The sequence below is a fragment of the Streptomyces sp. NBC_01481 genome (genome assembly GCF_026339995.1).
Lineage (GTDB): Bacteria > Actinomycetota > Actinomycetes > Streptomycetales > Streptomycetaceae > Streptomyces.
This window is the reverse complement of record NZ_JAPEPT010000001.1, coordinates 1902936-1916059: the sequence shown is the minus strand read 5'-3', so window position 1 is coordinate 1916059 and position 13124 is coordinate 1902936. Positions and strand designations below refer to the sequence as shown.

At 71.1% G+C, this 13124-nt stretch carries 11 protein-coding genes and 1 pseudogene; 5 read left to right on the top strand and 7 right to left on the bottom strand.

What is annotated here, in order from left to right; all coding sequences use genetic code 11:
• Window positions 1-146: 146 nt before the first annotated feature.
• Entirely contained in the window at window positions 147-1124 is a 978-nt protein-coding gene (locus OOK40_RS08830; RefSeq protein WP_266478013.1) for a phosphatase PAP2 family protein, read from the top strand.
• An 88-nt stretch (window positions 1125-1212) separates the two neighbouring features.
• On the opposite strand, the gene OOK40_RS08825 is transcribed toward OOK40_RS08830, so the two are convergent.
• Window positions 1213-1428, bottom strand: a complete 216-nt coding sequence (locus OOK40_RS08825; RefSeq protein WP_266478011.1) for an I78 family peptidase inhibitor — start codon at window positions 1426-1428, stop codon at window positions 1213-1215.
• Between the two features lie 416 nt (window positions 1429-1844).
• Here OOK40_RS08825 and ctaD point away from each other — a divergent pair.
• Window positions 1845-3554, top strand: a pseudogene (gene ctaD, locus OOK40_RS08820) (cytochrome c oxidase subunit I).
• On the opposite strand, the gene OOK40_RS08815 reads toward ctaD, so the two are convergent.
• The 5 genes from OOK40_RS08815 to OOK40_RS08795 all read right to left on the bottom strand — a co-directional run bounded on the left by OOK40_RS08815 (window position 3514) and on the right by OOK40_RS08795 (window position 8731).
• Window positions 3514-4470 carry a YafY family protein gene (locus tag OOK40_RS08815; protein ID WP_266478009.1) on the bottom strand — a complete coding sequence of 319 codons (957 nt, stop codon included), beginning with the start codon at window positions 4468-4470 and terminating at the stop codon, window positions 3514-3516. The pseudogene ctaD and the gene OOK40_RS08815 overlap by 41 nt on opposite strands.
• Window positions 4471-4816: 346 nt before the next feature.
• On the bottom strand, window positions 4817-5608 hold the full coding sequence (locus OOK40_RS08810; protein WP_266478007.1) for a hypothetical protein: 792 nt from the start codon (window positions 5606-5608) through the stop codon (window positions 4817-4819).
• Window positions 5608-6891 carry a glycosyltransferase family 4 protein gene (locus OOK40_RS08805; RefSeq protein WP_266478005.1) on the bottom strand — a complete coding sequence of 428 codons (1284 nt, stop codon included), beginning with the start codon at window positions 6889-6891 and terminating at the stop codon, window positions 5608-5610. The genes OOK40_RS08810 and OOK40_RS08805 overlap by 1 nt, the downstream gene beginning before the upstream one ends.
• 54 nt (window positions 6892-6945) lie before the next feature.
• Entirely contained in the window at window positions 6946-8226 is a 1281-nt protein-coding gene (locus OOK40_RS08800; protein WP_266478003.1) for an ABC transporter substrate-binding protein, read from the bottom strand.
• Window positions 8204-8731, bottom strand: a complete 528-nt coding sequence (locus OOK40_RS08795) for a hypothetical protein (RefSeq protein WP_266478001.1) — start codon at window positions 8729-8731, stop codon at window positions 8204-8206. Before OOK40_RS08795 ends, OOK40_RS08800 begins: the two co-directional genes overlap by 23 nt.
• Before the next feature lie 105 nt (window positions 8732-8836).
• On the opposite strand from OOK40_RS08795, the gene OOK40_RS08790 reads away from it, so the two are divergent.
• Genes OOK40_RS08790 through OOK40_RS08780 form a run of 3 tightly spaced genes read left to right on the top strand, consistent with a single transcriptional unit; the run spans window position 8837 to window position 12625 of the window.
• Complete coding sequence (locus OOK40_RS08790; protein WP_266477999.1) at window positions 8837-9256, top strand: hypothetical protein; 420 nt, start codon at window positions 8837-8839, stop codon at window positions 9254-9256.
• Between the two features lie 4 nt (window positions 9257-9260).
• On the top strand, window positions 9261-11969 hold the full coding sequence (locus OOK40_RS08785; protein ID WP_266477997.1) for an ATP-binding cassette domain-containing protein: 2709 nt from the start codon (window positions 9261-9263) through the stop codon (window positions 11967-11969).
• Window positions 11966-12625 carry an ATP-binding cassette domain-containing protein gene (locus tag OOK40_RS08780; RefSeq protein ID WP_266477995.1) on the top strand — a complete coding sequence of 220 codons (660 nt, stop codon included), beginning with the start codon at window positions 11966-11968 and terminating at the stop codon, window positions 12623-12625. Before OOK40_RS08785 ends, OOK40_RS08780 begins: the two co-directional genes overlap by 4 nt.
• On the opposite strand, the gene OOK40_RS08775 is transcribed toward OOK40_RS08780, so the two are convergent.
• Entirely contained in the window at window positions 12612-13118 is a 507-nt protein-coding gene (locus OOK40_RS08775; protein WP_266477993.1) for a transglycosylase family protein, read from the bottom strand. The two genes, OOK40_RS08780 and OOK40_RS08775, sit on opposite strands and share 14 nt — an antisense overlap.
• Window positions 13119-13124: the final 6 nt, after the last annotated feature.

Genomic DNA, 13124 nt, shown 5'->3' with positions numbered 1-13124 from the left:
CTCCTGAGCAATATGACGGGCGGCTTGCGGGATTTCCGAATTGGCCCGGAATAAATCCCGAACTGAGAGATAGTCCACATCACATCGTCATCACAAAGCCGCTGGTTCGGCCTAGTCGCACACTCACTCGCTGTAACGTCGATTGGGTGCGTACCGACATCTTTGCCCGCCTGGACCGAGAGCCGGAACCGCCGAAGATAGAGATCCCGCGGATGAGCCGCACGCGTCTCACGCTCTTCGGCGGGACGTTGGCGTTCTATCTCGCCATCGTCGTGGCGGTGCTCGCCCCGACCTGGCTGGTGACCCTCGACTGGAAGGTCATGCTCTTCCGGCCCTACCAGCAGTGGCCGGAACTCCACGCCTTTCTCGACTACTTCGTGGTGCTCGGCCAGCGCGGACCCACAGCCGTGATGGTGGCGGCCTGGCTGGGCTGGCGCTCCTGGCGTCAGCACACGCTGCGCCCCCTCCTCGCGCTCGGCGCCGCCCTGCTCCTGCTCAACGCGACGGTGGGCGCCGTCAAGATCGGTCTCGGCCGCCTCGGCCCCCACTACGCGACGCAGATCGGCTCCGCCGAGCTCTTCGCCGGCGGCGATATATTTCCCTCCGGGCATACCGCGAACGCGGTCGTGACCTGGGGAATCCTGGCGTATCTGGCCACCACTCCGCGTGCTCGGCGCTATCTGTCGGCACTCTCGGCAGTGGTCTCCCTGGGCGTCGGCCTGACCACCGTGTACCTCGGTACGCACTGGCTGAGCGATGTGCTGCTCGGCTGGGCGGCCGGGCTGCTGATCCTGCTCGCACTGCCCTGGTGCGAGACCCTGATCGGCACGGCGGAAGCCTGGATCCTCTCGCTGCGCGAGCAGTGGCGTGCGCGCCGCCGGCTCGCTCCCTCGCTGCCGGTCGCCGCCGGCGGCCTGACGCCGGGGATATTCCCGCAGCGTGGGCCCTCGGGAGAGCAGGAGCCGGCCCGCGAGCCGGTGGCCGCTGTCGGCGGCCGCCCCACCGCGCGCACGGCCACCCAACTCGACCGTCAGAGACCGCACACGGTGCGTTCCGAGCGGATGCCGGTCACGCCCTCGGGCAGCCGCCGCCCGCCCACGTCACGCCCCGTCACGGGCGGCTGAAGCCCGGCCGCTCGGCTGCGTACGGCGAAGGCCCCGACCATGACGGTCGGGGCCTTCTTCGCAAGCGGTCGCCCGTAGCGCGGTCCTGTCAGCCCGGCCAGCAGCGGATGACCGTGCCGCCCTCCACCTCGAAATTGAGCCGTCCCGCCAGATACTCCATGGTGATGATCGCGCCCGGCGGCAGCGCTCTGACGGTGGTCCAGCCGCGCTCGCGGGCCAACTGCCCGGCGCTCTCGACTTCGAGGCCGACGTACGACGAGGGGGCGTCGTCGGGCTGTGCGGGAGGGGTCGGTATCGGTGCCATGACACCCACCGTAGGCGGGAGCGGACGGTGACGGAAGCGGGGACAAGGGGTGCTTCAGCAGCCTCGTGTACGCCACCGGTCACGCTTCTGTCACAGGATCCCGACACGCGTTCAGCTCAAACTCCGTCACTCGAACGAGCAGTTCCGCGCCACCCGTGCGGTAATTCCACACGCCTTGTCGATCATGCTAAATTCCGCTCTGGAATTGCCCGGGGCAGGCGCCCGAGGGTGAATTGACGGACTGTGGAGAATTCACCGGTTCCTTACAGAATCCACCCTCGTGTTCGAACGGTCTCGCCAGTGGACACATCCCGCCGGGGACACACCCTGTCGGAGTGGACATCGCGGCGAGCATCATGGCCCCAGCCCGATACCGAAGACACGAAGCCCGAGCCGCGGACAGCGAGGGGGCAGGGATGGGTACGGAGACCGCCGAGGCAAAGGCCGAGCCGGCGCGGGAACGGCATCCGGGCCGGGTGGTGGTGGACTGGCTGACCACCACCGACCACAAGAAGATCGGGCACCTGTACCTGATCACCTCGTTCGTCTTCTTCCTCATCGCCGGCCTGATGGCCATGATGATGCGCGCCGAGCTGGCCCGTCCCGGGCTGCAGCTGATGAGCAACCAGGAGTTCAACCAGGCCTTCACGCTGCACGGCACGATCATGCTGCTGCTCTTCGCGACCCCGACCTTCGCGGGCTTCGCCAACGAGATCGTGCCGCTGCAGATCGGCGCGCCCGATGTCGCCTTCCCGCGGCTGAACATGTTCTCGTACTGGCTGTTCCTCTTCGGCGGGCTGATGGTGGTCGGCTCCCTGCTGGTGCCCAGCGGTCCCCCGGCCTTCGGCTGGACCGCCTACGCGCCGCTCAACGGCCTGGAGCGGTCCCCCGGCATCGGCGCCGACCTGTGGATCATGGGCCTTGCCCTCTCCGGCTTCGGAACGATCCTGACCTCGGTGAACTTCCTGGCCACCATCGTCGGGATGCGCGCGCCCGGCATGACGATGTTCCGGATGCCGATCTTCACCTGGAACATCCTCTTCACCACGATCCTGGTGCTGATGGCCTTCCCCGTACTGGCCGCGGCGCTGCTGGTACTCGAGGCGGACCGGCGCTTCGGATCGGTGGTCTTCGACGCGGAGAACGGCGGGGCGCTGCTGTGGCAGCACCTGTTCTGGTTCTTCGGCCATCCCGAGGTCTACATCATCGCGCTGCCGTTCTTCGGCATCATCACGGAGATCATCCCGGTCTTCTCGCGCTAGCCGATCTTCGGTTACATCACCCTGATCGGCGCGACCATGACGATCACCGGGCTCTCGGTGGTGGTGTGGGCGCACCACATGTTCGTCACCGGAGCGGTGCTGCTGCCGTTCTTCTCACTGCTGTCCTTCCTGATCGCGATCCCGACCGGGGTGAAGTTCTTCAACTGGACGGGCACGATGCTCAAGGGCTCGCTGTCCTTCGAGACGCCGATGCTGTGGGCGGTCGGCTTCCTGGTGACCTTCCTCTTCGGCGGTCTCACAGGCGTCATCCTGGCGTCGCCGCCGATGGATTTCCAGGTCACGGACTCGTACTTCGTCGTGGCGCACTTCCACTACGTGGTCTTCGGCACCGTCGCCTTCGCGACCTTCGCCGGCTTCCACTTCTGGTGGCCCAAGTTCACCGGCAAGATGCTCGACGAACGGCTCGGCAAGATCCATTTCTGGACGCTGTTCGTCGGCTTCCACACCACCTTCCTCGTGATGCACTGGCTGGGCGCCGAGGGCATGCCCCGGCGGTACGCCGACTATCTGGCCGCCGACGGCTTCACGGTCCTCAACACCGTCTCGACCATCGGCTCGTTCCTGCTCGGCCTCTCGACGCTGCCGTTCCTCTACAACGTCTGGAAGACCACGAAGTACGGCAAGAAGATCGAGATGGACGACCCGTGGGGATTCGGCCGCTCGCTGGAATGGGCGACGTCCTGTCCGCCGCCCCGGCACAACTTCATCACCATCCCCCGTATCCGCACCGAGTCGCCCGCCTTCGATCTGCACCACCCGGAGTTCGCGGCCATCGAGCACGATGTGGCGGAGGCGGCGGAGATCAGTCGAGAGCCCGGGACAGGCGGTCCCGGACCGACCTGATGTGCTCGGTCAGCTCCTCGGGCTCGACCACCTCGAAGTCGACGCCCATGAGCATCACATGGATCACCAGCACGTCCAGGCTCGCGGCCCCGGTGCGCAGCAGACAGGTCTTCTCGTCGACCGCCTCCAGGACGCCGTCGGACGGTCCGACGACCTGGGCGGCCAGTTCGGCGGAGGTGTGCAGCCGGATGACCGCCTGGGCGGCGTAGGCATGCGTGGAGACTCCCTTCGAGACATACGCGGCCAGATCCTCGGCCGGCGGGGTGCGCGGGGCGAAGCGCGGGCCGTGCGGCGGCTTCGGGGTGATCCGGTCCGCCCGGAACGTCCGCCAGTCACCACGGTCCAGGTCCCAGGCGACCAGATACCAGCGGCGCTCGGTGCACACCAGACGGTGCGGCTCGACGCTGCGGCGGGTGGCGGAGCCGCCGTGGTCGCGGTACTCGAAGCGCAGCCGCTCGCTGTCGCGGCAGGCGTTGGCCAGCTCGGTGAGGACGGAGGGGTCGATCTGCGCCTGCGGGGCCCGCATCATCGGCACGGTGAACGCGTTGAGCGCGCCCACGCGGCGGCGCAGCCGGCTCGGCAGCACCTGCTCCAGCTTGGCCAGGGCGCGTACGGAGGTCTCGCCGATGCCCTCGATGCCCTGTCCCGCGGCGGTACGCAGGCCGACGGCGACGGCCACCGCCTCCTCGTCGTCGAGCAGCAACGGCGGCAACTCGGCCCCCGCGCCGAGCTGATAGCCGCCTCCGGTGCCGGGGCTGGCGTTCACCGGATAGCCGAGCTCGCGCAGCCGGTCGACGTCGCGCCGCACGGTGCGCGGGGTGACGCCGAGCCGGTCGGCGAGATCGGCGCCGGACCATTCGCGGTGGGCCTGGAGGAGGGAGAGCAGGCGGAGGAGTCTTGCGGAGGTCTCCAACATGGGGTCGAGTGTGGCAGGGGTTGCGGACGGTTTCTGTCCGCGATGTGGGGCGGGGGCGGGGGGCGCCTGCGGCGGGCCTGTTCCCCGCCCCGCCCTCCCCCTACGGCCTGGCGGCCGTGGGAGGTACCCCCATCCCGAACTGGGGCTCCGCCCCAGACCCCGGTACGCGCTTCGCGCGTGTCCTCAAACGCCGGACGGGCTGAATGTGCGGCCCTGCCGCACATTCCAGCCCCGTGGGGGTCCCCCCGGACGAAGTCTGGGGGAGTTTGAGGCGCGGGGTCCGGGGCGGAGCCCCGGTTAAGGGAACGGGCGGGGTGGGGATCAAGCCCCGCGCAGCGGCCCCCGCTCAGCGCGCCGCAGTGAGACGCACGCACAAGTCGTTGTCGACCGTGTAGCACGGCTCCGCGAACTGCCCCGTCTCCGTCCGCTGCTTCGGGTACACGAAGACATTCCTCCTGTCCCAGACGTCGTCGAGGACGCGGGACACCCGCACCGCCGCGGCCCCTGCCGCCGGGATCAGCCACAGGTCCCACCACTGGTCCTTGCCGCCCGACGCCTCGGCCAGCGGAGCGAACGGCAGTGTGAAGCCGAAGGCCCCGTCCTCACCCGTCGCCGGGACCCGGTGCACCAGGTCGCCGCCGCGCAGGCGAGCCTCTGCGGCGGCTCCCTCGCCCACTTCGGTTCCGTACAGCCGGCCATCGACCGTCATCGCGCAGTGCTCCGGCACCAGGCCGATGTCCCCGGCCTCGGCGTGCGGGGCGCGCACCCAGCAGCGCAGGGCGAGGCTGCCTCTCGCCGTGGGATACGGGACGCGTGCGGCGATCCGGTCGGTGTCCGGCGTGCGGCCGAGGAGTGCCCGGACGTCCCGGATGCCGGACTCGACAGGCCGGTCCCCGGCATACGCGTCCCAGTGGCCTTCGGCCAGTTCGGCCGTCCCGGGCAGTACGGCACGCGAAGTCCCGTCACCCGACGGCGTGAGCGGCAGCCGCGTCTCGTCCTGCTCCCCCTCGCCGCCACGCCGCTTCAGGACGAGTTCACCGTCGGTCGCTCCGACGCCCGCCAGGTCGAAGGTGACGGCGCCCGCCGCGTCGGCGAGACAGTCGGCGCGCGGCGTGCGCCGCTCGGTGTCCGTGGTCATCAGGACTTCTTCCCCTTACGGATCGCGTCGGCTGCCCGGTAGCGCGCGGAGTAGATCCCGTCGTACAGCGCGCTCCTGCTGCGGCGCAGCGTGTCGCGTACCGCGCCGCGCCAGAATCCGCGCTCTCCCTTTCCGACGAGCTCGGTGAACAGGGCTTCGTGGCGCTCGGCGATCCGCGCCGGGTCGAAGCGGGCGGAGGCGGCGAGCGCCGCCTGTCCGGTGCGGCGGCGCAGTTCGTCGTCCTCGATCAGCGCGATGAGGGCGTCGGCGATCGCGTCCACGTCGCCGACCGGCACGAGACGGCCGTCGACGCCGTCCTCGATGATCTCGCCGGGCCCGTGCGGGCAGTCGGTCGAGACGACGGGGACACCGCAGCGCATCGCCTCGACGATGGTCATGCCGAAGGACTCCAGGCTGGAGGTGACCGCGGCGATCGAGCCCTTGACCCACTCCGGCTCCAGCGGGTTGGCGGGCCCCATCAGGTAGACGTGGTTGTGCAGTTGGCGCTCTTCGACGAGGGCGAGCAGCGCGTTTTTCTCGTTGCCCGTCGCGTCTGGGCCCCCGTAGATCCGCAGCCGCCAGTCGGGATGCGCGGCGACCACCTTGGAGACGGCCTTGACCAGCAGGTCGTACCCCTTGACCTTGGTCAGCCGCCCGGCCGCGACGATCCACTTGCTCTTGTGGTCCGCGGGCGCGACGGTCGGCGCGGGCACGCTGTTGGGCACGGACACGATCCGTACGCCGGGCAGCTTCAACTGGGCGCGGTAGGCCCGCGCGTCCGCCTCGGTGACGGTGGTGACCGCGTCCAGGAGCGGGTAGCGGTGCCCGATCTCGCGGCGCAGCCGGTGGCCGTGGCTGTCCAGCGTGAGATGTTCCTGGGCGATGCGGACCGGGCCGCGGCGGGTCTGGCGGGCGATGTGCACATTGAGCCCGGGGCGGGTGCCGACGACGACATCGGCCCGCAGGGAGCCGAGATGGGCGGCGATGCGGGCGTCGGTGAGGCGGCTGTACTGCTTGTAGCGGCCCTCGCCGCGCGGGAAGACCTGGGCGGGTCGTTGGTAGTCCGGGTGGTCGCCGTCGTAGCCGGGACTCTTTGCGCGCAGATCCACGAGGTGCTTCATGGTGACACCGGAGGGCGCGCCCATCATGGGTTCGTCACGGTGACGGAACACGGAGACGATCTCGACGTCATGACGCTCGGCCAGGACCCGGGCAAGGTTGAACGTCGTGCGGATCGTTCCGCCGATTCCGTACGCGTTGTGGAGCAGAAAAGAGATGTGCATGCGCCGTAGCGACCCCCGTTATTCGTCTGTGCAGTTACGGACTGTACTTGTCGGCTAGGGCCGATACGGGAGCTGGGGCACGGTGTAGCAGTTCTTGGTCATGTCGCCCTCGGTGACCCAGCCCTTGCCGTCCCGCCAGCGTGCGACGGACAGACAGGTGTGGCGGGTCTTCGGCGGCTCGGCCAGTTTCTCGAAGACCACGGGCAGCAGCAGGCCGCGAGCGGTGTACGGCTCGGGCCGGTTGACGAAGCGTTCGACGCAGTCGCGGGTGAGATCGGCCCCGCAGGAGCGGGCCGCGTCGGTGAACCACATGGCGGCGGCCCAGCCCTCCAGCTGCCACTGGGAGAGCTGACGGCCCTTCATCGCCTCACGGAATTCACGTACGGCGGGCTGATCGACGTCCTCGTAGTTGCGGCTCGATCCGGTCACCCACAGGGCGTTGCGGCAGCTCGGCGCGTTTTTGAAGTCCTTCGGTACCGAGGAGTCCCAGTTCTGCACGTTCGTGACCTTGGCGGTGACATGCACGCCGACGGCGTCCATCGCCTCGCACAGCTGGGCGTTGCCGTGGGTGTCCATCGCGTCGAAGACCAGGTCGGCGCCCTGCTGTTGGAGGTCTGCGGCGACGGCACGGAAGTTCGGCAGCGCGAAGTCGACCTGTTCGGTGACCACGCGATAGCCCTCGGCCTTCAGGCCCTGGGTGATCAGCCGGGCGTAGGCGGCGGACGAGGCCTGGTTGTAGGAGACGACGGCTGCGGTTCGGGCGCCCTGGGTGCTCTTGAAGTAGCGGTAGACCTCGGTGCCGCCGTACAGCGTGCCGTGCCAGCCGGGGGCGTCGCCGGTGCGCGGGGCGAGGCTGCCGTAGATCCCGTACAGATGCGGATAGGTGTCGTACGCGGGGCCGATCGGCTGACCGCCGATGTCGGGAACCCCCGCCTTGGCGACGAGTGGTGCGCCCGCGTAGTCGAGTGCGGTTGTCGCGACGAGCGCGAAGACCTTCTTCTCGTCGACCAGCTTGTGCACGCATTCGTTGTTGCCGACGCCGCTGCCGCCGTCGTCGCAGGTGATCACCTCGATCCGGCGGCCGCCGATGCCGCCCTTCGCGTTCAGCGCGTCGAAGTATGCCTTGGCCCCCTCCCCCGGGCCGGAGAAGGCGGCGCCGCCGACCGGGCTGGTGGCGCTGCTGATGATCCCGATACGGATCGGCTGGGCAGCGCTACTGCGTACGGGTGGCGCCGAGCTCTCGAAGGCGCTCTCGGGCAAGCGGCTGCCGCAGGCGGCGCTCCCGGTCAGGAGAGCCGCGAGCAGCAGGCTTTCAGCAGCCCGGCGCGGCAGCATTGCCGCTGAGCTTGACCAGGGCGCACAGGGTCTTCACGGAGACCTTCCAGGTCTGGTCCTGGTAGACCGCCGTGCCCTTGGTGCCGGGCAGGGCGGGCGCGCCGGCGACCAGCAGGTCATAGGTGACCGTGGCGTCGGTGGGCGAGGTGAACTGCACGTCCGTGACCTTCACCGAGGTCTGCGCGGCGTTCTTGTCGCCGCTGAACGCGGCGAGCAGCGGACGCAGCAGCGCACCGTTCTCCAGCACCTTGACCTTGGCGTCCGTGGCCGCCTTGGGGTCGAAGAACGTCGTCCAGTTCTTCTCGATCTCCGCCTTCGCGGCCGCGGGGTCGGCCGGGCCGTTGGCGGCCGGTGCGCTGCTGGAGGGCAGGGCCGTCGCGGACGGGGTCGGCGTGGCCTTGGAGCCGCCGCCGTTGTCGTCCGAGCATCCTGCCGCGGCCGGTACGAGTATCAGGACCGCGGCGGCCGCCCATGCCGCGGTTCTCTGGTGCCTGACATGGACCATCTGGCTCACCACCGGTTGTCGGCTTCCAGCGTCTGTCGGTTCAGGGCATAGTGCAAGGAATCGCCGTACATCACCAGACCATCACCAGACCGGGAGGGCAGCGCGATGCCGACGTCCCGACTGCTGTGGTGGGGCGGGCTCGCGGCGGCCGCCGCAGGCGCCGTGCTGTCCGTGATCGGCTGGTACGGAGTGTCCGGCGAGCGCTTCGCCGAGCGGCAGATCCCCTATCTGGCCTCCTGCACGGTGCCGGGTGCGGCCCTGCTGGTGGCCGGGGCGGTGCTGCTCGCGGCGGCGGGGCGCATGGCCGGGGCGGGTGGCCGGGAGGAGGCCGGGGCCCCGGCGGCCGTTCCGTCCGCGGATGTGCCGCCCTTCGAACCTCCCTCGTCGGACGGGCCGGTGGTGTGCGTACCGGGCGGGACGCTGGCACACCGGCCCGACTGCCCGCTTGTCGCGGGCAAGCCGGAGGCGGAGCCGGTCGGCGACAGAGTTCTGGACCCGTGCCCCGTGTGCGAGCCCCAGGTCTGAACACGTGAGCTCGCTGACGTACGACCTCACCCTCGCGGGGCTCGCGGTCGGCAGTGCGGCCGCACTCACGGGGATCGGGCTGATCGTCACCTACCGGGCCACAGGTGTGCTGAATCTGGCGCAGGGCGCGATCGCGATGGTCTGCGCGTATGTGCTGCGGGAGTTCGCGGTGGAGTGGGGCTGGCCGCTGCCGCTCGCCGCCGCGGTGACACTGCTGGTCGTCGCCCCGGCGATCGGACTTGTCCTGGACCGGCTGGTCTTCCGCCCGATCGCGGTTCTGGAGGTGGACCCGGCGCGCGCTCTGGTGGCATCCATCGGTGTGTTCGTCCTGCTCGTCGGGGGCGCGGCACTGCTGTGGGGCAACGGGGCGCGGTCGGATGCGCCGGAGCTGCTGCCGGACGATCCGTGGGTGCAGCTCAGTGCCGTGCTGCTGCTCGCCGTGCTGGTCACGGCGGTCACCCGGTGGACCCGTTTCGGCCGTGAGCTGCGCGCGGTCGTCGACAACCGCGCGCTCGCTGCGCTCGGCGGGATCGACGCCGACCGGGTGTCGGCGGTGGGCTGGGCGTTCGGCTCGTTCACGGCCGGTCTTACGGGTGTGCTGCTCGCGCCGTACGTACGCCTCGATCCCTACGGGCTGCCGCTGCTGGTCGTCGAGGTGATCGCGGTCGCGGTGGTGGCCCGGATGCGGAGTCTCGCGGTGGCCGTGGCGGCCGCCCTCGCTATCGGCGTGGCGCAGGCCCAGCTGACTCGGCTGCATCCCTCGGGGTGGGGCGAGCAGTTGCTCCAGGCGGTGGGGGCGAACCTCTTCGTAGTGGCACTGCTGATTGCGGCGCTGATGCTGCCGGGGGTGGGGGCGCAGAGCACGGTGGCGCGGGCCGCGGCGCCCGCGGTACGCGTCCCCGGCGTCGTCTGGCTGGTGGCCGGGATCCTGTTCCTGCTCCCGCTCGGCTTCGCGGGCACCGACCTGCACACCTCGATCCAGGTCCCGGCGCTGGCGGTCATTCTGCTGTCGCTGGTGGTCGTGACGGGGCGGGGCGGACAGATCTCACTGGGCCAGGCGGCGTACGCGGGCCTCGGCGCGCTCTTCACGGCACTGCTGGCGGCCGGACGCTTCCCGGGCCTGCCCGCGATGCCCGAACTGCTCGCGCTGGTCGTCGCGGTCCTGCTGGTAGCGCCCCTGGGACTGCTGACGGGGTGGCCCGCGATCGGCCGCCACGGTCTGGCGCTGGCGCTCGCGACGCTGGCCGTGGGGGTGGGGGTGAGCCGCTTCGTCTTCGCGCAGCCGTACGCGACGGCCGGGCTCTCCCTGTCCCGCCCGACCGGCCTGACGTCCGACCGCGCGTACTACGTGGTCGAACTGGCCGTCCTCGCCTGCGCGCTGCTCGCCGTCTCGGCACTGCGGCGGGGCCGCACGGGCCGCGCGCTGGCGGCCCTGCGCGACCACGAACCCGGCGCGTCGGCGGCGGGCGTGCGCGTCGCGTCCCTCAAACTCCTGGCCTTCGTCCTCGGCGCGGCTCTCGCGGCCCTGGGCGGCGGCCTGCTGGGCATGGGCGTGCGCGCCTTCGACCCCGAGGCGTACGACCCGGTACGCGGCCTGCTCTGGTTCGCCGCGGTGGTGGTCCTGGGCGCGGACAACCTCGTGGGCCCCCTGGTGGCGGCAGCACTCCTGGTGGGCCTGGACGCGGGCACCCGCGGCGGCGTGGCAGCGGCGGTCATCGGCATCCTGGCCGTCCTGATCGGCCGCTTCCCGGACGCCCCGAACCGGGCCTTCAAGCGCCTGGGTCTGACGGCTTCCCGCCACGGCCAGGCGCGACCGGCGACAGAGGTGGCCCGGGCGGGGGCCGCGTCGACCGGAGGACGGGGACGCGGCGCGGCCGCACGGCCCGCCGGCTCGGGCGAAGCCCGGCCCACCCCGCCCGGCGGCGAAGCCCTGCCCCCGACGGACGGTCCGGCACCAACCCCCGGGCCCTGGCCCGTCCCTGACACCCGCGACGCCGGGAGCCGAGCGCCCAGCAGCGGCGCCGGACAGCCCGGCCGCCCGGCCCGTGGAGCCACGCGTCCGCCTCCCGCGCACACCCTCGTCGCCCGTGGCGTGCGGCTGCGGTACCGCGACTTCACCGCCCTCGACGGCGTCGATCTCGTCCTTCCCTCCGGCCAGGTCACCGCCCTCATCGGGTCCAACGGCGCCGGAAAGACCACCCTGTTCAACTGTCTCTGCGGGACTCTGCGGCCCGATCGCGGGAGGGTCGAGCTCGACGGGGTCGACATCACCCGGCTGGCCGAGCACGCGCGCACGCGGCTCGGGATTGCCCGGACCTTTCAGCAGCTCGCCGTCTTTGCTTCGCTGACCGTCGAGGAGAACGTACGCATCGGCGCCGAGCAGGGGCACCGGCGGGATCCCTCCGCCGTCGGGCCCGTACTGCGGCTGCTCGGGCTCGACGGGCCCGTGCGGGATCTGCCCGCCGCCGGGCTGTCCACCGGGGCCCTGCGGCGCGTCGAGTTGGGGCGCGCGCTCGCCGGAGGGCCGCACACGCTGCTGCTCGACGAGCCCGCCGCCGGGCTCGACGCCGTCGAGGCGGAGGCCCTCGCGCGGATTCTCGGCGCGCTCGCCGCGGACGGGATGGCCGTGCTCGTCGTCGAGCACGATCTCGATCTCGTCGCGCGCATCGCGCAGACGGTGCATGTCATGGAGGCGGGGCGGATCGTGCAATGACCGTCGAGATCGAACTGCGCGCCGCCCGCGTACGCTACGGCCCCCTGGAGGCCCTGCACGGCGTCGATCTCCCCGTGCCCGCGGCCGCTCTCACCGTGCTGATCGGGCGCAACGGCTCGGGCCGTACCACCGCGCTGCGCGCCCTGGCGGGGACGGTGCCGCTGTCCGCCGGGCGGGTGGTGTGGCGCGGCACCGACGTGAGCGGCCTGCACGCCCACGAACGGGCCCGCCGCGGGCTGTGCTTCGTACCGGATCTGCGTGCCGTGTACGACACCCTCACCGTCGCCGAGAACCTCGAACTCGCCGCGCCGGACGGGGACTTCGTCCGTGCCGTTGACGGCTATCCCGCCCTGCGCCCGCTCCTCGCCCGACGCGCGGGCACCCTCTCCGGCGGGGAGCAGCGCATGCTCGCCGTCTCGCGCGCCCTGCTGATGCCCGCCCGCGTCGTCCTCCTCGACGAGCCGACCCAGGGCATGTCACCGCCCGTCGCGGCCCGTACGTACGAACTGCTGCGCGCCCTCGACGCGGCCGTCGTCGTCGCGGAACAGCGTCTTCCGCCCGGAATCGGCGACGGCGGGAGGCCGGTCCTCGTCCATGAACTGCGCCGCGGCACGGTCGCGTTCAGCGGAGAACCCGCCGAACTCACCCCCCGATAGCCAGCATCATGCCCACCTGCAGCCGGTCCGGCGAGCTCCCGACGACGGCCTTGTTGGCCGCGTAGAGAGCCGGCCAGCCGCCCTTGATCCCGAAGCGCACCGCGATCGAGGAGAGCGTGTCGCCCGGCTGGACAGTGTGGAAGCGGCCGTGGAGGCCGTATCTCGCGGAGCAGACGGGCCAGGCTGCCCAGCCCTGTGTACGCAGCACGTCCTCCGCGACCGTGATCTGCTGCCGCCGGGTCGCGAGGTCGGCGCGCGGCGCGTACCGGAGACCGCCGTACTCGATCCAGGTCGGCTGCCAGAACTGCAGCCCGCCGTAGTAGCCGTTGCCCGTGTTGGCGTCCCACCGGCCGCTGCTCTCGCACTCGGCGACACAGCTCCAGGGCCACCCGGACGAGGCACAGTCGGTCGTCGCGGCGTACGCACCGCTGTGTGGTACGAGGGCCAGAAGTACGGCCACCAGCGCCGCGGGCCACCATCTGATCTTCGACATCGGGCC

What these genes read in the sequence shown, in the direction of transcription:
- OOK40_RS08825 (WP_266478011.1), bottom strand. Translation starts at nt 1,428, where the DNA reads ATGGCACCGATACCGACCCCTCCCGCACAGCCCGACGACGCCCCCTCG.
- OOK40_RS08815 (WP_266478009.1), bottom strand. Translation starts at nt 4,470, where the DNA reads ATGTTGGAGACCTCCGCAAGACTCCTCCGCCTGCTCTCCCTCCTCCAG.
- OOK40_RS08810 (WP_266478007.1), bottom strand. Translation starts at nt 5,608, where the DNA reads ATGACCACGGACACCGAGCGGCGCACGCCGCGCGCCGACTGTCTCGCC.
- OOK40_RS08805 (WP_266478005.1), bottom strand. Translation starts at nt 6,891, where the DNA reads ATGCACATCTCTTTTCTGCTCCACAACGCGTACGGAATCGGCGGAACG.
- OOK40_RS08800 (WP_266478003.1), bottom strand. Translation starts at nt 8,226, where the DNA reads ATGCTGCCGCGCCGGGCTGCTGAAAGCCTGCTGCTCGCGGCTCTCCTG.
- OOK40_RS08795 (WP_266478001.1), bottom strand. Translation starts at nt 8,731, where the DNA reads ATGGTCCATGTCAGGCACCAGAGAACCGCGGCATGGGCGGCCGCCGCG.
- OOK40_RS08790 (WP_266477999.1), top strand. Translation starts at nt 8,837, where the DNA reads ATGCCGACGTCCCGACTGCTGTGGTGGGGCGGGCTCGCGGCGGCCGCC.
- OOK40_RS08780 (WP_266477995.1), top strand. Translation starts at nt 11,966, where the DNA reads ATGACCGTCGAGATCGAACTGCGCGCCGCCCGCGTACGCTACGGCCCC.
- OOK40_RS08775 (WP_266477993.1), bottom strand. Translation starts at nt 13,118, where the DNA reads ATGTCGAAGATCAGATGGTGGCCCGCGGCGCTGGTGGCCGTACTTCTG.